This window comes from Micromonospora sp. URMC 105 (assembly GCF_051386295.1).
Taxonomy (GTDB): Bacteria; Actinomycetota; Actinomycetes; order Mycobacteriales; family Micromonosporaceae; genus Micromonospora.
Genome location: NZ_JBPQTL010000024.1, coordinates 46,871 through 66,645, shown reverse-complemented (window position 1 = coordinate 66,645; position 19,775 = coordinate 46,871). Strand labels below are relative to the sequence as shown.

Here is a 19,775-nt window from a genome sequence, read left to right as displayed (position 1 = left end):
TCGAACCCCCGCATGGGGCCACCCTGCCACGGGCGGACCGGTAGGCGCGTCGGGGAGATTCCCGGAACCGGCCGACGGTGGCACTGAACTCGCGCCAGCCGGCCCGCTCACCGGCCAGCGCCCGGCGACCGGAGTCGGTCAGCTCGTAGGTGCGCCGCTCCCGGCCGCTGACCGTGCTCCACGAGCTGGCCACGTGCCCGGCCCGCTCCAGCCGCCGCAGCGCCGGATAGATGGTGCCGGTGGGCAGGTCCAGGTTGCCGTCGCTGCGGGCCCGCAGCGCCTCGATGATGGCGTAGCCGTGCAGTGCGCCCTGCTCCAGCACCGCCAGCAGCAGCGCGTCGAGGTGTCCGTGCAGCGCCTGAGCCCTCATGCGTAGCAACGCTACTTGTCCGGCGCGCGGATCGCCAGCGGGGTGCGGGGTCCGGTCCCGCCGGAGTGCCCACTAGGGTATGTGCCCAGAGTCACTGGCCGACCGGAAGCGTCGGCGAGTGGGCAACCCGACGCACACGGAGGTCAGCGTGGCCCGCCAGTCGCCCCAACGGCCCGACGCCGACGAGCCCGAGCTCGACGCCACCGACGGGCCGGTCGAGCCCGAGGTGGAGCGCGGCTCGGCCGACCGCTCCCTCTGGGACGAGGTGCGGATCGACCCGGTGGAGATCGCCCTCCCCGCCGGCACCGGTTTCACGCTGCGCGCGTACCGGCCGGCCCGGGAGCTGACCCCGACCGACGTCGCCGAGCGCGACGAGGACGACCCGTTCCTCGCCCGCCGTCAGGTCGTGCAGACCGAGGACGGCGAGGACGAGGAGGTGGTGATCCTCGACGAGGAGTTCGCCGCGCTCTCCGCCGAGGAGGACGAGGAGGAGGGCCGGGCCAAGGGCCGCAAGCGCGACGCCGACGCCGACGCCGACGCCGAGGACGAGGAGTCCGAGGCGGAGGAGGACGAGCAGGACGCGGCGGGCGACGAGGAGGTGCCGCTCTTCCTCACCCACAAGGGGCGGCTGCTGCTCTTCAAGACCCCCGAGGCGCTGGTCAGTTTCATCCGTTCCGGTGCGCCCAACGACATGTCGCAACTGGACAGCTGGAATGAACTGTCCGAACGGGTGGAACCGGCCGACATCGCGCCACTCGACGAGGACACGTACGAGCTGGATCTGGTAGTGGAGAACCTGCGCGGCGGGCACGACACGTGGGACCCGACGCTGCTGATCGAGGCCGGTGAGGTGGCCCGTGACCTGTCGTACGCGCTGCGGCTACCCGCCGTGCTCGACATGCTCTCCGCCGGCTCCAGCCTGGACGACCTGGACGAGGCGCTGCGGTCGTCTGTCAACGGCGGAATCGGTGCTTTCCTCGGCCGGCGACGGCTGAAGAAAATCGGGGCACAAACCGCAAGTTTGGGTTGGCGCACGATTGTCGGCAAGATCTCTGCTGTCGTGGACTGGCGCGACTGACCCCGAGCGGGGAGCATCAGTCTCTGGCAGAGAAAAGACCTGTGTCCCGGGAGGAGGACGACGCCGTGGCGCTCGTGCGCGTGTACTGCGGTCTGGCCTCGGCGGATCCGGCCGACCGATCGGCATCGGCCGGTTCGACGCTGACGTCCGCTGTGGTCGACGACGCAGGCCGTCTGCTGCATGTCTGCGAGATCGGTGACGACGCGACGGGCTACGCCCAGCTGGTCACGCTGCTCGTGGAGCGGTCGGGCGGGCCGAGCGGCGCGGCAATCGCGGCCGACAGCGACGACCACACGGTCACCTCGCTGCTGAGCGCCGCCGGGCGTCCACTCGCGATCGCCGACGACGACTCGGTCGACGACTTCGCCGAGCGCTTCGCCGACGACGACTCCCTGGAGGAGATGCAGTCCCCGCCGGCCGAGCGGCGCGCGGTGGGCCTGGCCCGCGCCCTCCAGGCCGGGGCGCTCTCCGCGGTCACCCTGCCCGCGCCCCGGGACCTGGCCGGGTTCAAGCAGGTGCTCGCGGCGCACGCCGCCCTGTCCACCGGCCGTCACTCGGCCGCCGTGGCGCTGCGCGAGGTGCTGCGCGAGCTCTACCCGGCCGCCCTCCGGGCGTACCCGGACCCGGCCGAGCCGGTGGCCCTCGCGGTGCTCGACGCCCTCCCCGAGCCCGGCATGCTCGCCGGCACGACCGCCCACGGCCGCGATGTCGCCGTCGCCGCGGACGCGGTGGCCGCGCACCTGGCCGCCGACGGTGTGGCCGAGGCCGACGAGATCGACGCCGCGGTCACCGCCCTGCGGGTGGCGATCTCCGAGACTCCTCGCCGGGCCACCGTCAACCGGGCGCTCACCGCCGCCGTCGCGGAGACCGTCCGTCAGGCGGTCGCCTCGGTGCGGGCCTGCGACGCCGGTTGCGAGGCCCTGGTGGGCGCGCTCAGCGCCCGGGTCACCACGCCGGCTCCGGCCTCCGGGCGGCGGGCCGCCGCCCGGCGCGGTGAGCCGGTCGGCGAGTTGTCCCCTCTGGACGGCGGCACGGCGGGCCTGCGTCCCGTCCGGCCGGCCGAAGCCGAGCGTCCGACCCCCACCGGCCGGCGCAGCCGGCCCGAGCCGGTCTCCGGCGGGGCACTGCCGCCCGCCCCCCGGCCGCTCGGCCCGCCGCCGGTCGCGCCGGCTCCGGTCGCGCCGCCGCCGGTCGCCCCCGCGCCGGTCACCCCGGCCGCCGCCGCGGCCAACCCGACCTCCGCTCCGCCCGCGCGCACCGACCCCGCCATGGCCGCCGTGCGCCGCGGCACCGACGCCATGCCCGTCGTGCGCCGGGGCACCGACTCCGCCATGCCGGCCACCCGCCGGGGCACCGACCCCGCGATGCCCGCCGTGCGCCGGGGCGCCGACCCCGCGATGCCGGCCGCGCGCCGCGGCACCGATCCGGGCATGCCCGCCGTGCGCCGGGGCACCGACCCGGGCCTGCCGGTGGTGCGCCGGGGCGTCGACGCCCCGACCAACCGCCCGGTCTCCGCGCCGCCACCGCCGCCGCCCGGCATCACGCCGATCGCGCCCGCGCAGCGGGGCAACGTGCCCCCCGCCGAGGCGGGCGAGCCGTTCCGGCCCACCCTGACCACGGCGGCGATCAACAGTGCCCGCGCCGAGCGGCAGCGCACCGTCATCCCGCCCCGTCCGAAGACCAACAGCGCGCCGCCGGCGCCCACCGGTGGTTTCAGCGCCACCGACCTGAGCGTCCCGGTGCCGACCCCCCGCCCCGAGGCGGAGTCCGCGCCGCCCGGCTCCCGGGCCAACTGGCCGCTGGTCAACAATCCGGAGGACCCGGGCGACAGCTCTGCCGACAACCCGGTCGTCCCGTCCTACGGCGAGCGGGCCGGCCGGCAGGTGGACGCGGCGACCGACCCCGGCACGGAGCGTCGGGTCACCCCGCCGTGGCTGGCCGACGACCTGCCGCCGGAGCCGCCGATGCTGCGGCTGGTCGAGCCGCCGCCGCTGGCGGACCGCGCGCTGCGCGACGGCCCGGCCCCGGGCACCGACCCGCGGCTGGAGACGCCCCCGCTGCGGCTGGTCGACCGGGAGGAGGCGAGCCGGTCCGGGCGCGCCGCCCGTGGTGACCGGCCGTCCCCGGAGCGCCGGCCGGAGTCGGCGGAGCACCGCCCGGAGCCGGCCGAGCGCCGTCCCGCGCCGATGGAGCACCGGCCTCCGCCGATCTCCGACGAGGGCGACGGCGACCTGCTGATCTTCGCCCAGGCCAGGTCCGCCTGGTTCGTCGGCCACGCCGAGGAGTCCGAGCTGGACTGGTCGACCACGGCGGACACCGGCTGGCAGGCTGCCGAGCAGGCGGCCCGCCCGGCCGTCGGCGCGGAGACCTCCGCCGGCCTGCCCAAGCGGGTTCCGCAGGCCAACCTGGTGCCCGGTTCGCCGCTGCGCGAGGAGCGTCCGCTCCGGATCGTCCGGGACGCGGCGAGCCTCGCCGAGAACACCACCGGTTACTTCCGCGGCTGGCGTCGCGGGCAGGAGATCGGCGGGTTCGCGGTCGGCGGGCGCCCGGGTCGTGAGTCGGCCGGCGGCTGGGACTTCAGCCGCGATCCGGCCGAGCGCGAGGACGACCGGGAGTACGAGTTCCGCTCCGCCGGCTACCGCTCCTGAGCGCCGGCACGGCGCCGCCCACCTGCGTCCTGCTGCCCCGGACGATTCGACGCGTCCACCAGCTCACCCAGGGCGGCAGGGCCCGGGTCTCCTGACCCGGTCCCGCCTTTCCCGCCGCTCTTTCCACCGCAGCCCCGAGCACCGGCACTCCCCGGCGCTCGGGGCTGCGCTGTGTCCACCACGGACCGGTCGAGCAGCCCTCTGCCGCCGGCAGGTCGCGTCCCCGACCGGCCGTGGACGCGCAGACGCGCCCGGCGTCCCCGACCGGCCGTGGACGCGCAGACGCGCCCGGCGTCGGCCGAAGCCGCCACCGGGCGCGTCGAGGCCGGTCAGGCCGGGGCGACCGCGCGCGAACGACGCATGGTCAGCACGTACTCGACCAGCGAGATCAGCACGTGCTTGGTCGACTCCCGGTTGCGGGCGTCGCAGGCCACCACCGGCACGTCCGTCGAGATCGCCAGCGCGTCCCGGACGTCCTGCGGGTCGTGGTACTGCATCCCGTCGAAGCAGTTGATGGCCACCAGGTACGGCAGCCGCCGGTGCTCGAAGAAGTCGATCGCCGCGAAGCAGTCGGCCAGCCGGCGGGTGTCGACCAGGACGACCGCGCCGATGGCGCCGCGTACCAGCTCGTCCCACATGAACCAGAACCGCGTCTGGCCCGGCGTACCGAACAGGTACAGGATCAGGTCCCGGTCGATCGAGATCCGGCCGAAGTCCATCGCCACGGTGGTCGTCGTCTTGCCCGGCACCTGCCGGGTGTCGTCGACGCCCACGCCCGCGGAAGTCATGATGGCCTCGGTGGTCAGCGGCGTGATCTCCGAGACCGAGCCGACCAGCGTCGTCTTGCCGACGCCGAATCCACCGGCGATAACGATCTTCGCCGACGTCACGCGCCCGCTCGGGGCCGACGGCCGGTGCGACATGTCAGAGCCTGCGAAGTCCACTCAGCACCCTCTCCAGCAGTTCAGTGCCCACCGCGTCGTCGGAGTCGTCCAAAATGGTCGGCTCGTGGACCGCGACCAGGCCATCCGTCGCCATGTCGGCGATGAGCACCCGGGCCACACCCAACGGAAGCTGCATCCGGGCCGCGATCTCGGCCAACGACTGCACGCGTCCGTCACACAGCGCGGCGATGTACTGGTGCTCACGGCCCTGACCGCCGTTGCCACTGGCAGCGGCGCGACCGCGCACCGTCGTCTCGACGAGCGCCTCCATGGCGATGTCGAGCCGGGGACGGGTACGACCACGGGTCACGGCGTATGGACGGACCAACGCTCCGGTCGGTTCGTCACGATCGACCATGTCGCCGCTCACCTCCTTCGTACCCGGCACCGGCTCGCGCCCGGTGGAACCCGTCGTTCTTGTCGTTTCGTTGCTGCCGTGCCGACCAGGTGGTCAGCTCGGTCAGCCCATCATCCCGACGGCCGTGCGGGGCTGCGGGGTCAGCGCGTCGCCCACCCGGTCGACCAGCAGGGCCATCTCGTAGCCGACCTGGCCCACGTCAGAGCTGCGGGCGGCCAGCACCGCGAAGGAGGATCCGTCGGAGATGGACATCAGGAACAGGAAGCCGTTGTCCATCTCGACGACGGTCTGCAGCACCGCGCCACCCTCGAAGCAGCGCGCCGCGCCCTGGGTCAGGCTGACCAGACCGGAGGCGATGGCGGCCAGCTGGTCGGCCCGGTCCCGCGGCAGGTCCCGCGACGACGCGAGGAGCAGGCCGTCGGCGGAGACGGCGACCGCGTGCGCCACACCGGGCACCCGGTCGGCGAAGTTGGCGAGGAGCCAACCGAGATCCTGCGTAGTTGTCATCCTTCTTGCTCCTTCTGCCCGCTCCCGGCCGCCGGGCCGGAGCCCGGCTGCGGGGATTGCTGCCCTCCCGGAGTCGCCTCCGAGCTGGTGGGGTTGCTGTCCGAGGGGTTGCTGCGCCCGCGCTGCACGCCGCGATGGTAGGCCGACAGCAGACCGCGCACCGCCTCCGGCGTACGCCGCTGCACCGAGGTGGTCGGCTTCTCGACGGCGCCCGGAACGAGCTGGGCCATCGGCGTCCGCTTCGGCAGACCGGTCTGGGTGGTAGCCGCCACCGGCACCTCCGAGGCCGCCACGGCGGCACGCCAGCCGTCGTCGGCCGCCGTCTGCCAGCCGGCCGACTGCGGGGTGGGTCGGCGGTTCGGCAGGGCCTCGGCCGGACCGGGGCGGGCGCCTCCGTTGGTCGTCGACCCGTTGTCGCGGGGCGCCCCTCCGGCCGTCGGAGTGTTTGCCATCGGTGCGTTACCTGTCGTCCGTGCTGCGGTGTTCGGGACGGGGCGACCGGCGGCGTCGACGGTGGACATCTGCTGGGTCGCGGTGCCGTTGGCCGCCGGCTTGGCGGCGGCGGCCGCCGCCTCCTCCGGGCCCGGCTTGCGGGTACGGAACCAGGCCGACTCCAGCTCCCGGAAGATCGGCAGCTCCATCGTCTCGTCCGCGTACCGCTGCCGGTTGGCCGTCTCCTGCGGCGTCGGCGGCCGGTTCACCGGGGCCGGCTGCGCGGCGCGCGCCTGCGGCGCGGTCGGCTGCCGAACGGCCGGCGGGGTGGCCGGAGCCGCGGGCTGCGCGGTCGGCTGGCTCGCTTCGGGGCGGGCCACCCGGGGCAGCTCGGTGGTCATGTCCAGCGCGGCGGCGAGCCGCTCGGGCACCGGCGGGGCGGCCGGCTCCGGGTTGGCCACCGGCGGCCAGGCCGGCGGGGCGGCCGGGCCGGTCGGGCCGGTCGGGTTCTGCCGCGGCGGCGCGGACGCCGGCTGGGCGGAGACCGGGGCGGCCGAGACGGGCTGGCCCGAGTACGGCTGGCCGGAGACCGGGTGCCCGGAGTACGGCGAGGCCGACACCGGCGGAGCCGAGTACGGCGCGGCCGAGACCGGGTACCCGGAGGCCGGGGCGCCGGAGACCGGCGGCAGCGGGGGCGCCGAGACCGGGGGCACCGGAGGCGCGGAGACCGGCGGGACCGGCGGCGCGCTGTAGGGGCGGGCCTCCGGGCTGCTCGGCAGCTGCCGCGGAATCACCGGCTGCTGCCCGGTGACCGGGTCGATGTCGCCGGACCGCCGCTGCGGCAGCGGGTCGATCTGCTGACCGTTGGAGGAGCGCGGGGCGAAGGTGTCGTTGCCGTTGAGCGCGCTGGCACCGGTCAGGTCCGACCAGGCCGGCATGGAGCGCCCCCCGCCAGCGTTGGCCGGCGAGCCGTTGCGCGGGGCCGGGTCGAAGGGCCGCCCACCGAGGGTGACCTGGTTGCCGGACTCGCCGGATCGCGGAGCCGGCGCCGGGCCGTTGCCCAGTGCGGGCAGCGCGCCGAAGGCCGGCACCGGGCCGGACTGCTGCGGGCCGGGGGTGGCTGCGGGCAGCGCCGGGGCGGGCTGGCCGCGCCCGGTGAGCGCCCGGGGCACCAGCACGGAGGTGGGCATGGTGACCTCGGCGACCGTGCCACGGTCCGTGCCGGGACGCAGCTCGACCTTGACGCCGTGCCGCGAGGCCAGCCGGGCGACCACGACCAGGCCCATCATCCGGGAGACGGCCACGTCCACCTGGGGCGGCGTGGCGAGCCGCTCGTTGAGGTCGCCCAGCTGCTCCCGGCTGATCCCGATGCCGCGGTCCTCGACGTAGAGGGTGGCCCGGTCGCCGATGCGGCGCGCCTCCACCATGACCTGCGAGTCCGGCGGCGAGAACGCGGTCGCGTTGTCGAACAGCTCGGCGACGAGGTGCACCATGTCGTTGACCGCGTGCGCGGAGACCTCGATGTCCCGGTCGATGATGCCGAACTCGATCCGGGTGTAGTGCTCGACCTCGGACTGCGCGGCGCGGAGCACGTCGATCAGGGCGGCCGGTTCGCGCTGCACGCGGGTGGAGTCCGCCCCGGCGAGGACCAGCAGGTTCTCGTCGTTGCGGCGCATCCGGGTGGCCAGGTGGTCGAGCTGGAACAGCTCGGCCAGGCGGTCCGGGTCCTCCTCGCCGCGCTCCAGCCGGTCGAGGTGGCCGATCAGCCGGTCGACCAGGATCTGCGAGCGGCGGGCGAGGTTGACGAACATGGTCGCGACGGAGGAGCGCAGCGCGGCCTGCTCGGCGGCGGTGCGGACCGCCTCTAGGTGGACCGCGTTGAACGCCTCGGTCACCTGACCGAACTCGTCCTTGCTGCGGACCGGCAGCGGCTCGGCGATCTGGTTGGCCAGCTGCGCCGGGGAGAGCTGGCCGCTGACCTGCGGGTCGCGCAGCCGGGCCACCGCCTGCGGCAGGCCGTACTGGGCGATGGAGAGGGCGCCCTGGCGCAGGTCGCGCAGGGAGCGGGCCATCGACCGGGCGACCAGGTACGCGAAGAGGATCGCCAGCAGCAGCATGCTCAGCAGCAGGCCGGTCTCCAGGAAGACCTGGCGCTGCACGTCCGAGCGGAGGTCTTCGGCCTGCCGGATCACGTTGCCGTCGAGCTTGACCTCGACGTTACGGATCATCTCGGCGTTGGCCACCATGGCCGAGTCCCACTGGTCGGTGCCGAACTCGATCCCGGCGATGCTCTCCGTGTCGCGGGACTTGATGAAGCCGCTGTAGGTCTCCGCCTGGCGCAGGTCGGAACCGGCGACGGTCTGCTGGTACAGCTCGCGCTCGGACTGGTTGGCGACCGACTGGAAGGTCTGTGCCGCCAGCTCCCCGCCCTTCTGGCTGGAGATGAAGTCGTCGCGCAGCGGAGCGATGTACGCCTGCCGCAGGAGCACCCGGTGCACCGCCACGCGGCGCAGCGACAGGAACTCCTTCTCCCGGGCCACCGCGGCGGCGGCCCGCATCCGGTCACTCAGGTCGTTGTCGCCGGCCAGCTGGGTGGTCGAGTCCCGAACGCTGATCAACTGGTCGATCAGGCCCTGGTACGACCCGACCGCGTTGCTGAGGCTGAGCTTGCCGTTGGAGACCTGGCTCCGGGTGCCGGGCAGGTCGCTCAGGTCCTGGTCGATCCGGTCGAGCAGGCCCTCCAGGCTGGCCGGGAGATCCTCGATCACCAGCCGTTGCTGCGAGTACGGCGCCTTGGCCTGGTCGACCCGCTGGTTGACCCGGTTGTACGCCTCCTGGTACTTGTCCCGCGCCTGGCCCTTGGGCGCGCCCAGCAGCAGGACGGCGGCGGTGCGCTCGTTCTGGAGGCTGTTGACCAGGTCACCCGAGTACCCCACCAGATTGGCCAGGTCGCCCGCCCGGTTGGCATTGTTGAGTGTCTGCAGGTGGTCCACCAGCCCACTGGTGCCCACGACGACCGTGGCGATGGTCGGCACGATCATGATCAGACCGAGCTTGGACCAGATCGGCATGTCGCGGAGCCGGCCGGCCGGCCGGCGTAGACGCGACAGGAAGGAGCCCGCCGTCTTCGGCCGTTTGCTCACGTCACCGCCCTCGCGATTGCAGCGTCCCCGCGTTGCCACGGGCAACGCCCAGCGACCGACCCGGCGGGTCGGACCCCCGAGATTCCATCACGCCGCCCCTGAAAGAGAAAGCCCAGGTTGGCGGTCGCCGGAGGTGTGATGAGATGTTGATGCAATTTGATAGCAATCCGTCTGGCCGGAGTTACCGAACGTAATGGAATACCGTCACCGCGTTGTCCTGCTCGCCGGCCCCTCCGGCTCGGGAAAGTCGTATATAGCGCATCGAACCGGACTCCCGGTGCTGTGTCTGGACGACTTCTACAAGGACGGCGATGACCCTACGTTGCCGCGCCAGAACGGACTGGTGGACTGGGACTCGCCCGAGTCCTGGGATGCCGTGACGGCCGTGGACACAATTGCCCGACTGGCCCAGGAGGGCAAGGCCGAAGTGCCGGTTTATGCGATCGGTGCCGACCGAAGGGTGGCCACCCGGCCATTCGAGGTGGCCGGATCGCCACTTTTCGTCGCCGAAGGGATCTTCGCCGCCGAGATCGTCGAGGAGTGCCGCCGCCGGGGGCTCCTCGCCGGGGCGTACGCGCTGCGCCGCCCGCGCGGCACGACCTTCGTCCGCCGGCTGACCCGTGACCTCGCCGAGCAGCGCAAGGCGCCGAAGGTCCTGCTGCGGCGCGGGGTGGCCCTGCTGCGCGCCGAACCGGCGGTGCTGCGCCGGCAGACCGGCCTGGGCGCCGAGGCCGCCCGCGCGCGGGAGGTGCTGCGGCGGGTGGCCGGCCTGGTCGCCAGCCACCCGCACCACTGATCAGGCCAGCAGCTTCGCGTACGCCGGCTTGATCACCTCGTCGATGATCCGCAACCGCTCGTCGAACGGGATGAAGGCGCTCTTCATGGCGTTGATGGTGAACCACTGGAACTCCTTCCAGCCGTAGCCGAAGGCCTCCGCCAGCAGCGCCATCTCCCGCGACATCGAGGTGCCGCTCATCAGCCGGTTGTCGGTGTTGACGGTGACCCGGAACCGGAGGTCGCGCAGCAGCCCGATCGGGTGGTCGGCGATCGACGCGACGGCGCCGGTCTGCACGTTCGACGACGGGCAGAGCTCCAGCGGGATGCGCTTGTCCCGCACGTACGCGGCCAGCCGGCCAAGCACCGGCTGCGGGCCGGGGGTGATGTCGTCCACGATGCGCACCCCGTGGCCGAGCCGGTCCGCGCCGCACCACTGGATCGCCTGCCAGATCGAGGGCAGCCCGAACGCCTCGCCGGCGTGGATGGTGAAGTGGAAGTTCTCCCGCTGCAGGTACTCGAAGGCGTCCAGGTGACGGGTGGGCGGGAAGCCCGCCTCGGCACCGGCGATGTCGAAGCCGACCACCCCGGTGTCCCGGTGCCGCACGGCCAGCTCGGCGATCTCCTGCGAGCGCGCGGCGTGCCGCATCGCGGTCAGCAGGGTGCCCACCCGGACGGGGCGGCCGGCCGCGGCGGCCTCCGCGCTGCCCTCGGCGAAGCCCTCCACCACCGCCCCGACCACCTCGTCCAGCGTGAGGTTCTGCTCCAGGTGCTGCTCGGGGGCGAACCGGACCTCGGCGTAGACCACGCCGTCGGCGGCCAGGTCGAGCGCGCACTCCCGGGCCACCCGGCGCAGCGCCGGCGCGGTCTGCATCACGGCGACGGTGTGCGCGAACGTCTCCAGGTAGCGCTCCAGCGAACCCGAGTTCGCCGCCTCCACGAACCAGCGGCCGAGCGCCTCCGGGTCGGTGGTGGGCAGCTCGTGACCGGCCTCGGCGGCGAGTTCGACGACCGTCGCCGGCCGCAGGCCGCCGTCGAGATGATCGTGCAGCAGCGCCTTGGGGACCTTGACGATGTCCTCGTATCGGATTGCGACCATGCTCAGACCCTAGCCAGCCCCCGACCGGTGCCGGGACGGGACCGCCGGGCCGGGCGCGTCGACGGCGACGCCACCGCCTACGGCACGCTCGTCGCCGGGGCGTACCGGTAGTTCGACGAGCCGAGTCCGGCCGGGAACGGCCCCCGCTGAGCCGGCCACCGGTCCACGGTCGCGGCACGGGCCGGGCTGCCGACCCGCTCACGTACGCTCACCGGGTGACCGCGCCGCACCCGCCCGAGCAGCCCGGGGCCGGGATGCACCCGGCGGTGCTGGCCCGGCTGCGCTGCCCGGTCTGCGCCGACCCGCTGGCCCCGGCCCCCGACACCCACGCGCTGCGCTGCCCGCGCCGGCACAGCTTCGACGTCGCCCGGCAGGGGTACGTCAACCTGCTCACCGGTCGCGCCCCGCATGTCGGGGACACCGCCGAGATGGTGGCCGCCCGGACGGACTTCCTCGCCGCCGGGCACTACGACGTCGTCTCGGCCGCGCTCGCCGAGTCGGCCACCCGGGTCGTCGGCCCGATGGGCGACGGGCGGCGGGCCGACGCGGAGCCGGGCGTCGGGGCGTACCCGCTGGTGGTGGACGCCGGAGCGGGCACCGGCCGGCACCTCGCCGCGGTGCTGGCGGCGCTGCCCGACGCCGTCGGCCTGGCCCTGGACGTCTCCAAGCCGGCGCTGCGGCGCGCCGCCCGGGCCCACCCGAGGGCCGCGGCGGCGCTCGCCGACACCTGGCAGCGGCTGCCGCTCGCCGATGCCTCGACCGCCGTGCTGCTGAACGTCTTCGCCCCGCGCAACGGCGCGGAGTTCCACCGGGTCCTCGACCCGGCCGGGGCGCTGCTCGTGGTCACCCCGACGGACGCGCACCTCGCCGAGCTGGTCGAGGCGCTGGGCCTGCTGCGGGTGGACCCGGCCAAGGCGGACCGGGTGGCCGACAGCCTGGCCGGTCACTTCACCCAGGAGCGGGCCGCCGTGCACACCGCCCGGCTGCGGCTGACCGGGGCCGAGGTGGCCACCCTGGTCGGCATGGGACCCAGCGCCTGGCACACCGACCCGCAGCGGCTCGCCGCCCGGATCGCCGCGCTGCCCGAGCCGGTCGCGGTCACCGCCGCGGTCCGGCTCACCGTCTGGCGCCCGCGCTGATCAGCGGCTCAGGTGGAGAGGTCGACCTCTTCCCAGCCCGGCGGCTCGTCGTGGTACGGCCCGCGCAGCACCACCGCCCACTCCAACGCCCAGCGCCGCTGGCCGATCGCGTTGGCGTCCACCAGGCCGGGCAGTGCCAGGCCGTGCTTCTCCGCCTCCAGGTACGCCCAGTCCAGGCAGTAGTGCAGGTCCAGCAGGGCGGCCGCGTCGGCCGGGTGCTGCGGCGCGGCCAGGATGCGGGCCCGCCACTGGCCGAACGTCTCCCCGTCGGCGATGTGCGGCATCCGCTCCACCAGCCGCTCGTCGACCGGGATGGTCGGATCGAGCTGCTTGCTCAGCCCGAGCACCCAGGCCAGCGAGAAGAGCGCGTCGTGGTGCAGCACGAACGAGCGGTGGTCGCCCTTGCCGCCCATCACGAACTGCCACTCCGGCGGGGTGACCATCTCGACCAGGTGCGAGTCGAGCAGCCAGCTCATCGCCGCCTGCGGCGGCATCCCGAAGCACCGGGCCAGGATCAGGTGCAGGACCGCGATCCGCGCCTCGATCTCGCCGGTGGGACGCAACTCGATCTCGTCGCCCGGCTCCCAGACCAGCGGAAACTGCGGGGGCGGCAACGGCAGGCGCAGCCGGGACAGCTCGTCCAGGCTCGCCTCACGGACTTCCCGGGGATCGGGGGCGGGTACCAGCACGGTCGAAGTCCCTGTCTGCTCGCGTCGGCGTCACCGCCGGACTGTCCCCCTGGGCTGGGAGAATAGCGCCCGGGGCGGGCCGGCACCACGCCGAGGGCCCGCCACCGACCGACCGGTGCCGGGCGCTCGGCCGTTCAGCCGATCCGCTCGATGACCAGCGACGACGCGGCCGGCGCGGTGGGCGCGAGGCGGACCGCCCGCTCGGCCTCCGCCCGCGCCGCCGGAATCCGGGCGGCCTGGTCGGCGCGGAGTTCGTAGAGCGGGTCGCCGGCCCGGACCGGGTCACCGGGCCGCTTGTGCAGCACCACACCCGCGGCAGCGCTGACCGGGTCCTCCTTGCGGGCCCGCCCGGCGCCGAGCCGCCAGGCGGCCACCCCGATCGCGTACGCGTCGACCGAGTAGACGAAGCCGTCGGCCTGGGCGCGGACCACCTCGACCTCGTTGGCGGTCGCCATCGGGGCGTCCGGGTCCCCGCCCTGCGCGCGGATCATCGAGCGCCAGGCGTCCATCGCCCGCCCGTCGCGCAGCGCGGCGGCCGGGTCGGCGTCCGGCAGACCGGCCGCGTCCAGCATCTCGCGGGCCAGGGCGAGGGTCAGCTCCACCACGTCGGCGGGGCCGCCGCCGGCCAGCACCTCCACCGACTCGGTCACCTCGATTGCGTTGCCGACGGTCAGGCCGAGCGGGGTCGACATGTCGGTGAGCAGCGCGACGGTCTTCACGCCGTGCGCGCCGCCCAGCTCCACCATGGTCCGGGCCAGTTCCCGCGCGTCGTCGACGGACTTCATGAACGCGCCGGAGCCGACCTTCACGTCGAGCACCAGCGCGCCGGTGCCCTCGGCGATCTTCTTGCTCATGATCGAGCTGGCGATCAGCGGGATCGCCTCGACGGTGCCGGTGACGTCGCGCAGCGCGTACAGCTTGCGGTCGGCCGGGGCCAGCCCCTCGCCGGCCGCGCAGATCACCGCGCCGACGTCGCGCAGCTGGGAGATGAACTCGTCGTTGCTCAGCGCCGCCCGCCAGCCCGGGATCGACTCCAGCTTGTCCAGCGTGCCGCCGGTGTGCCCGAGGCCGCGCCCGGAGAGCTGCGGCACCGCGCCGCCACAGGCCGCGACCAGCGGGGTGAGCGGCAGGGTGATCTTGTCACCGACGCCGCCGGTGGAGTGCTTGTCCACGGTGGGGCGGGCCACCGGCGAGAGGTCCAGCCGCTCGCCGCTGGCGATCATCGCGGCGGTCCAGCGGGCGATCTCCGGCGGGGTCATCCCGCGCAGCAGGATCGCCATGGCCAGGGCCGACATCTGCTCGTCGGCCACCAGCCCCCGGGTGTACGCGTCGACCACCCAGTCGATCTGGGCGTCGCTCAGCACACCCCCGTCCCGCTTGGTCCGGATGACGTCGACCGCCGTGAACGCACTCATCGTCGAGTTCCTCTGCTTGTCTGGTTCTGCTGATCGGCGGTACGCCGGGACGGGTTCAGCCCGCGGGCCAGCGGGTGGGGATCTCCATCGGAGGCTCGCCCTCGCCGGCCCAGAAGATGGTGCCGCTGGCGTCGACCACCACCACCCGGGGCGTCCGGGCGTGCCCCCAGGTGATCGCCTCGGCCGGCTCGTCCCAGCTCGGGCCCTCCTCCAGCACCCCGGTCTCGGCGCCCTCGGCGTCCCCGGCCGACCGCTCCCAGTACGCCGTCCAGACCTGCTGCCCGGCGGACATGTCGGGGTGCACGAAGACGGTGCCCCGCCCCCGCCAGGCGGCCAGCCGCTCCGGCACCACCGGGACCGGCTGTTCCCCGGTCACCGCCTCGATGTCGGCCACGTCGAAGGCGTGCGGCAGCAGCTCGGCCATGCGCAGCGGCCGTCCCTTGGACTCGACCAGGCACTCCGGCCCGCCGTTCTCCCACAGCAGCTGCCGGCACCGGCCGCACGGCATCAGCGGCTCGCCGGTGGCGTCGACGCAGGACATCGCGACGAGGCGGCCCCCGCCGGAGGCGTGCAGCGCGGAGACCACGCCGCACTCGGCGCAGAGGGTGACGCCGTACGCGGCGTTCTCCACGTTGCAGCCGGTCACCACCCGGCCGTCGTCGACCAGGGCGGCCGCCCCGACCGGGAACTTCGAGTACGGGACGTACGCGTGCCGCATCACCTCGGTGGCGGCGGCCCGCAGCCGCTCCCAGTCGATCTCGGTCATCCCACCATTCTGCCCAAGTCAGGGTGGTCGGGCGCGGGAAGGGGTACCCCTGGTGTCTGCCGACACCCGCCGGGTCGGCGGCGGGGCCGGGAAACGACCGTGCCCGGTGGGAGGTTCCCCACCGGGCACGGGTGCGGCTTCCGCCGCGGGCTCAGCCCTTGATGTACGGCTTGCCGTCCGCCGCGGGCGCGCGGACCCGGCCGACCAGCCCGGCCACCGCCAGGATCGTCGCCAGGTACGGCAGCATCGCCAGGAACTGGCTCGGGATGCTGCTGCCGATCGCGCCCAGGTAGGTGGCGAGCTGGTCGGCGAAGCCGAAGAAGAGCGCCGCGAGCAGCGCCCCCGTCGGGCTCCACCGGCCGAAGATCAGCGCGGCCAGGGCGATGAAGCCCTTACCGCCGATCATGTTCTTGGTGAAGCTGTAGAGCGCCAGCGTGTAGGAGGCGCCGCCGATGCCGGCGACCACGCCCGCCAGCAGCACGTTGCGGTAGCGCAGCCCGAGCACCTTGACGCCGAGGGTGTCCGCGGCGGTCGGGTGCTCGCCCACCGAGCGGGTCCGCAGGCCCCACCGGGTCCGGAACAGCGCGAGGTGGATGACCAGCACCAACAGCAGGCCCAGGTAGAGGAAGATGTTGCCGCGGAACAGCGCCGGCCCGATCACCGGGATGTCCTCCAGCAGCGGGATCTCCCAGTTGGTGAAGCGGGGCGCGCTGTTGTACTTCTCCGCGTTGGTCTGCATCAGCCGCTCATAGAGGAAGCCGGTGATGCCGACCGCCAGCAGGTTCAGCACGACACCCATGACCACCTGGTCGACCAGATAGCGGATGGCGAAGACCGCCAGCAGCAGCGAGATGAACGCGCCGCCGATCGCCGCGGCGACCAGGCCCACCCAGACGCTGTTGAAGAGGCTGCCGAAGAGCGCGCCGCTGAAGGCGCCCATCAGCAACTGCCCCTCGATCGCCACGTTGACCACGCCGGAGCGCTCGCAGAGCACGCCGGCCAGTGCGCCGAAGATCAGCGGCAGGGCCAGGACGAAGGTGCCCCGGACGATGTTGACCATCGGCATGAAGTTGCGGCCCTCGGGCGCGGCCGACACCTGCCAGCAGAGGAAGCTCAGCACGAAGGCGACCAGCCCGACGCCGAGCGCCAGGGTGAACCAGCGCTTCGGGATCCCGGCCAGCAGGGCCGCTCCGGCCGCGGCGGCGATGATCCCGAACAGGATCGCGCCGACCGTGCCGTTGATCTCCAGCGCCGCGCCGCCCTCGGTCTCGCTGAGGGTGAAGCGTGCCTGCCGGTCGGTGGCCAGCGCGCCGAAGAGCACCGCGGCGAGCACGCCCAGCGCCAGCAGGACCGCGCCGATCTTGCGGTTGCGCGTCCAGAAGCCCTCGTCGACCTCTGCGACCTTGACGTCGGGGACAGCCATGGTGGACATGCCTTACCAGCCCTTCGCCAGGCTCGTCTGCAACCGGGCGGCGCGGGCGGCCCGGAGCTGGAAGATCGCCTTCACCAGGGCCGGTGCGGCGATGAAGATGACGATCAGCGCCTGGAGCACGGTGACCAGCTCCAGCGAGATCCCCGAGTACGACTGCATCCGGTTGCCGCCGGCCTGGAGCGCGCCGAAGAGCAGCGCCGCGAGCAGTACGCCCCACGGCTTCACCCGGCCCAGCAGCGCGACCAGGATGCCGTCGAAGCCGATCTGCGCGACCACCAGCGGGGTCAGCGCGTTCGCCGTGGTGCCCAGCACCATCTGGCTGCCGCCGAGGCCGGCGAGCAGACCGGCGATCACCATGATCAGCACGTACGTCCGGGTGACGCTGATGCCGGCCGTCCGGGCGGCGTCCGGGTTGGCGCCGACGGCGCGCAGCTCGAAGCCGAGCGTGGAGCGGTTGAGCAGCCAGGCGATGAACCAGGTGGCCAGCACCGCGAGCAGGATGCCGGCGTGCACGCGCAGGTCGGCGCCGAGCAGGCGGGGCAGCTGCGCCGAGGCGTCGACCGGCTTGCTGATCGCGTCGGCCCGCTCCGGGTTCTGCACCCCGTTCTGGATGATGACCCAGGAGAGGAAGTAGACCGCGATGTAGTTCAGCATGATCGTGTTGATCACCTCGTGGGCGCCCGTGCGCGCCTTGAGGATGCCGGGAATGAAGCCCCAGATCGCGCCACCGACGGCGCCGGCGATCAGCGCGACGAGCAGGTGCACCACCGGCGGCAGCGGCAGGGCGAAGCCGGCGATCGCGGCGAGGATGACGCCCATGGTCGCCTGGCCCTGGGCGCCGATGTTGAACAGCCCGCCCCGGAAGGCGAGCGCCACCGACAGACCGGTGAAGACCAGCGGCGCGGTGTAGGTGAGCGTCTCGGAGATGGGGCTCAGCGCCGCCTGGAAGCCGACCGCCTCGGGGTCGAAGACGGCGCCCTTGAACAGGTTCGCGTACGCCTCGCTGACCACCGTCCAGCTGGAGGTGAGCGCGTCACCCGGCCGGGCGGTGATGTAGCCGTAGGTGGCGAGCACCTCCGGGTCCGAGACGATGATCAGGATCGCGCCGACCACCATCGCCAGCACCAGCGCGAGCACCGTCACGGTGACCGTGTTGGCGGCCCAGAGGTTGTCCAGGAAGAGCCGGCCCAGGGTGGGCCGGGGCTGCTCCGTGGGCTGCTTCGGCGCGGTCATGGTGGCGCCGCGGCCGGTCTTGCCCGCCTCGTCCTGCGCCGCCTGCGCCTCGGTCGCCGGCTCCTTGTCCGGGGAGCCCGACACCGCGTTGGAGTTGCTCATGCCTCGTCCTCGTTACCAGGGCCCTCAGGGGCCGGGGCCACGGCGCCGGTCGGGGTCGCCCCGGCGGCGTCCGGGGTGATGCCGGCCATCAGCAGACCGATCTCCTCGCGCGGGGTGTCCGGGCCGACGATGCCGATGATCCGGCCGCGGTACATGACCGCGATCCGGTCGGCCAGGCCGATCACCTCGTCCAGCTCGCTGGAGACGACCATGACGGCGGTGCCCACGTCCCGCTCGCGGATCACCTGGCTGTGGATGAACTCGATCGAGCCGACGTCCACGCCCCGGGTCGGCTGGGCGGCGATGAGCAGCTTCAGCGGCCGGGACAGCTCCCGGGCCACGATCACCTTCTGCTGGTTGCCGCCGGAGAGGGTGCCCACCGAGGCGTCGGCCGAGGAGGTACGGACGTCGAACTGCGCAATCCGCTCCTTCGCCGACTTCGCGATGGCGTCCGGCTTGAGGGCCAGGCCCTTGCCGAAGGGCGGCCGGTCGTAGATGTCCAGGACCAGGTTCTCCGCGACGGAGAACTCCTTGACCAGGCCGTCGACGCTGCGGTCCTCGGGGACGTAGCCGACGCCGGCGCGCAGCACCTTCTTGGTGGACCAGCCCTGCATCGGCCGGCCGTCGAGGGTGACCGTGCCGGCGAGCGCCGGGCGCAGGCCCATGATCGCCTCAATCAGCTCGGTCTGGCCGTTGCCCTGCACGCCCGCGACGCCGAGCACCTCACCGGCGTGCACGGTCAGGTCGACGCCGTCGACCGCGCGGATCCGCCGGTCGTCGTCGACGACCAGGCCGGAGACCTGGAGCATCGGCTTGCCGGGGGTGGCCGGCTGCTTGTCCACGGTGAGCCGGACGCTGCGCCCCACCATCAGCGCGGCCAGCTCGTCGCGGCTCGCCTCCGGGGAGGCCGTGCCGACGGTCTTGCCGCGCCGGATCACGGTGATCCGGTCGGCGATGGCCTTGACCTCGCCGAGCTTGTGGGTGATGAAGACGATCGACTTGCCGGCGGCCTTGAGCGACCGCATGACCGTGAGCAGCTCCTCGGTCTCCTGCGGGGTGAGCACGGCGGTCGGCTCGTCCAGGATGAGCAGGTCGACGTCGCGGGTGAGCGCCTTGACGATCTCCACCCGCTGCTGGATGCCGACCGGCAGGTCCTCGATCACCGCGTCCGGGTCGACCCGCAGGTTGTACCGCTCGGAGACCTCGGCCACCTCGCGGCGGGCCCGCCGCCGGTCCAGGAAGCCGAGGATGCCGCCCCGGACCTGCTCGGCGCCGAGCATGATGTTCTCGGCGACCGTGAAGACCGGCACCAGCATGAAGTGCTGGTGCACCATGCCGATCCCGGCCGCGATCGCGTCCGACGGCCCCCTCAGCTTCAGCGGCTGGCCGTCGACCAGGATCTCGCCCTCGTCGGGCTGGTAGAGCCCGTAGAGCACGTTCATCAGGGTCGACTTGCCGGCGCCGTTCTCGCCGAGCAGGGCGTGAATCTCTCCAGGCTCCACCGTCAGGTCGATGTGGTCGTTGGCGACCAGATCACCGAACCGCTTGGTGATGCCGCGCAGTTCGAGTCTCAGCGCAACCTCCTGGAGTGCGAGCGATGGTGCAGCCTAGCTGCCGGTCGGCCGACCGGCAGGGTCGGCCGCGAG

16 protein-coding genes and 1 pseudogene are annotated in these 19,775 nt (G+C 73.6%); 4 read left to right on the top strand and 13 right to left on the bottom strand.

The genetic code is table 11. The features are described from left to right. Positions 1-64: 64 nt before the first annotated feature. A pseudogene (locus tag ACSNN7_RS11180) lies at positions 65-370 on the bottom strand (PadR family transcriptional regulator); the annotation flags it as partial. Between the two features lie 118 nt (positions 371-488). Between ACSNN7_RS11180 and ACSNN7_RS11175 the strand changes: the two are divergent. Together ACSNN7_RS11175 and ACSNN7_RS11170 are read left to right on the top strand one after the other, a co-directional pair. Next, positions 489-1,448: a DNA primase gene (locus ACSNN7_RS11175; protein ID WP_436680611.1), complete on the top strand. Its 960-nt coding sequence runs from the start codon at positions 489-491 to the stop codon at positions 1,446-1,448. A gap of 41 nt (positions 1,449-1,489) precedes the next feature. Continuing rightward, the gene (locus tag ACSNN7_RS11170) at positions 1,490-4,096 is read left to right on the top strand and encodes a transposase (RefSeq protein WP_436680610.1); all 2,607 of its coding nucleotides are present in this window, start codon (positions 1,490-1,492) and stop codon (positions 4,094-4,096) included. 329 nt (positions 4,097-4,425) lie between these two features. On the opposite strand, the gene ACSNN7_RS11165 is transcribed toward ACSNN7_RS11170, so the two are convergent. The 4 genes from ACSNN7_RS11165 to ACSNN7_RS11150 all read right to left on the bottom strand — a co-directional run bounded on the left by ACSNN7_RS11165 (position 4,426) and on the right by ACSNN7_RS11150 (position 9,480). Then, positions 4,426-5,019 (bottom strand): GTP-binding protein, encoded by a 594-nt coding sequence (locus tag ACSNN7_RS11165; protein ID WP_334451482.1) that lies wholly within the window; start codon positions 5,017-5,019, stop codon positions 4,426-4,428. Between the two features lies 1 nt (position 5,020). After that, positions 5,021-5,398, bottom strand: coding sequence for a DUF742 domain-containing protein (locus ACSNN7_RS11160; RefSeq protein WP_334451903.1), 378 nt, complete (start codon positions 5,396-5,398; stop codon positions 5,021-5,023). 102 nt (positions 5,399-5,500) lie between these two features. Then, complete coding sequence (locus tag ACSNN7_RS11155) at positions 5,501-5,905, bottom strand: roadblock/LC7 domain-containing protein (protein ID WP_132186590.1); 405 nt, start codon at positions 5,903-5,905, stop codon at positions 5,501-5,503. Beyond that, entirely contained in the window at positions 5,902-9,480 is a 3,579-nt protein-coding gene (locus ACSNN7_RS11150; protein ID WP_436680609.1) for a nitrate- and nitrite sensing domain-containing protein, read from the bottom strand. Before ACSNN7_RS11150 ends, ACSNN7_RS11155 begins: the two co-directional genes overlap by 4 nt. A gap of 385 nt (positions 9,481-9,865) precedes the next feature. Here ACSNN7_RS11150 and ACSNN7_RS11145 point away from each other — a divergent pair, with 385 nt between their 5' ends. Continuing rightward, positions 9,866-10,276 (top strand): hypothetical protein, encoded by a 411-nt coding sequence (locus tag ACSNN7_RS11145; RefSeq protein ID WP_436680607.1) that lies wholly within the window; start codon positions 9,866-9,868, stop codon positions 10,274-10,276. Here ACSNN7_RS11145 and ACSNN7_RS11140 read toward each other — a convergent pair whose 3' ends face one another. Further along, positions 10,277-11,353 (bottom strand): adenosine deaminase, encoded by a 1,077-nt coding sequence (locus ACSNN7_RS11140; RefSeq protein WP_436680606.1) that lies wholly within the window; start codon positions 11,351-11,353, stop codon positions 10,277-10,279. Positions 11,354-11,430: 77 nt separating this feature from the next. Further along, positions 11,431-11,565, bottom strand: a complete 135-nt coding sequence (locus ACSNN7_RS11135) for a hypothetical protein (protein WP_436680605.1) — start codon at positions 11,563-11,565, stop codon at positions 11,431-11,433. A gap of 42 nt (positions 11,566-11,607) precedes the next feature. Between ACSNN7_RS11135 and ACSNN7_RS11130 the strand changes: the two genes are divergently transcribed. After that, a complete protein-coding gene (locus ACSNN7_RS11130) occupies positions 11,608-12,492 on the top strand; it encodes a putative RNA methyltransferase (RefSeq protein WP_436680620.1) in 885 nt (294 codons plus the stop codon). An 8-nt stretch (positions 12,493-12,500) separates the two neighbouring features. Here the strand turns inward: ACSNN7_RS11130 and ACSNN7_RS11125 are convergent, their stop codons facing one another. From ACSNN7_RS11125 to ACSNN7_RS11100, 6 genes are all read right to left on the bottom strand, one after another. Next, a complete protein-coding gene (locus ACSNN7_RS11125; protein WP_436680604.1) occupies positions 12,501-13,181 on the bottom strand; it encodes a DUF4272 domain-containing protein in 681 nt (226 codons plus the stop codon). 134 nt (positions 13,182-13,315) lie between these two features. Next, positions 13,316-14,596: a thymidine phosphorylase gene (locus ACSNN7_RS11120; RefSeq protein WP_436680603.1), complete on the bottom strand. Its 1,281-nt coding sequence runs from the start codon at positions 14,594-14,596 to the stop codon at positions 13,316-13,318. Between the two features lie 55 nt (positions 14,597-14,651). Then, complete coding sequence (locus ACSNN7_RS11115) at positions 14,652-15,362, bottom strand: cytidine deaminase (RefSeq protein ID WP_088964039.1); 711 nt, start codon at positions 15,360-15,362, stop codon at positions 14,652-14,654. 151 nt (positions 15,363-15,513) lie between these two features. Continuing rightward, positions 15,514-16,794: an ABC transporter permease gene (locus ACSNN7_RS11110; RefSeq protein ID WP_436680602.1), complete on the bottom strand. Its 1,281-nt coding sequence runs from the start codon at positions 16,792-16,794 to the stop codon at positions 15,514-15,516. 3 nt (positions 16,795-16,797) lie between these two features. After that, positions 16,798-18,027, bottom strand: coding sequence for an ABC transporter permease (locus tag ACSNN7_RS11105; RefSeq protein WP_436680619.1), 1,230 nt, complete (start codon positions 18,025-18,027; stop codon positions 16,798-16,800). A 98-nt stretch (positions 18,028-18,125) separates the two neighbouring features. Then, entirely contained in the window at positions 18,126-19,643 is a 1,518-nt protein-coding gene (locus ACSNN7_RS11100) for an ABC transporter ATP-binding protein (RefSeq protein WP_436680618.1), read from the bottom strand. Positions 19,644-19,775: the final 132 nt, after the last annotated feature.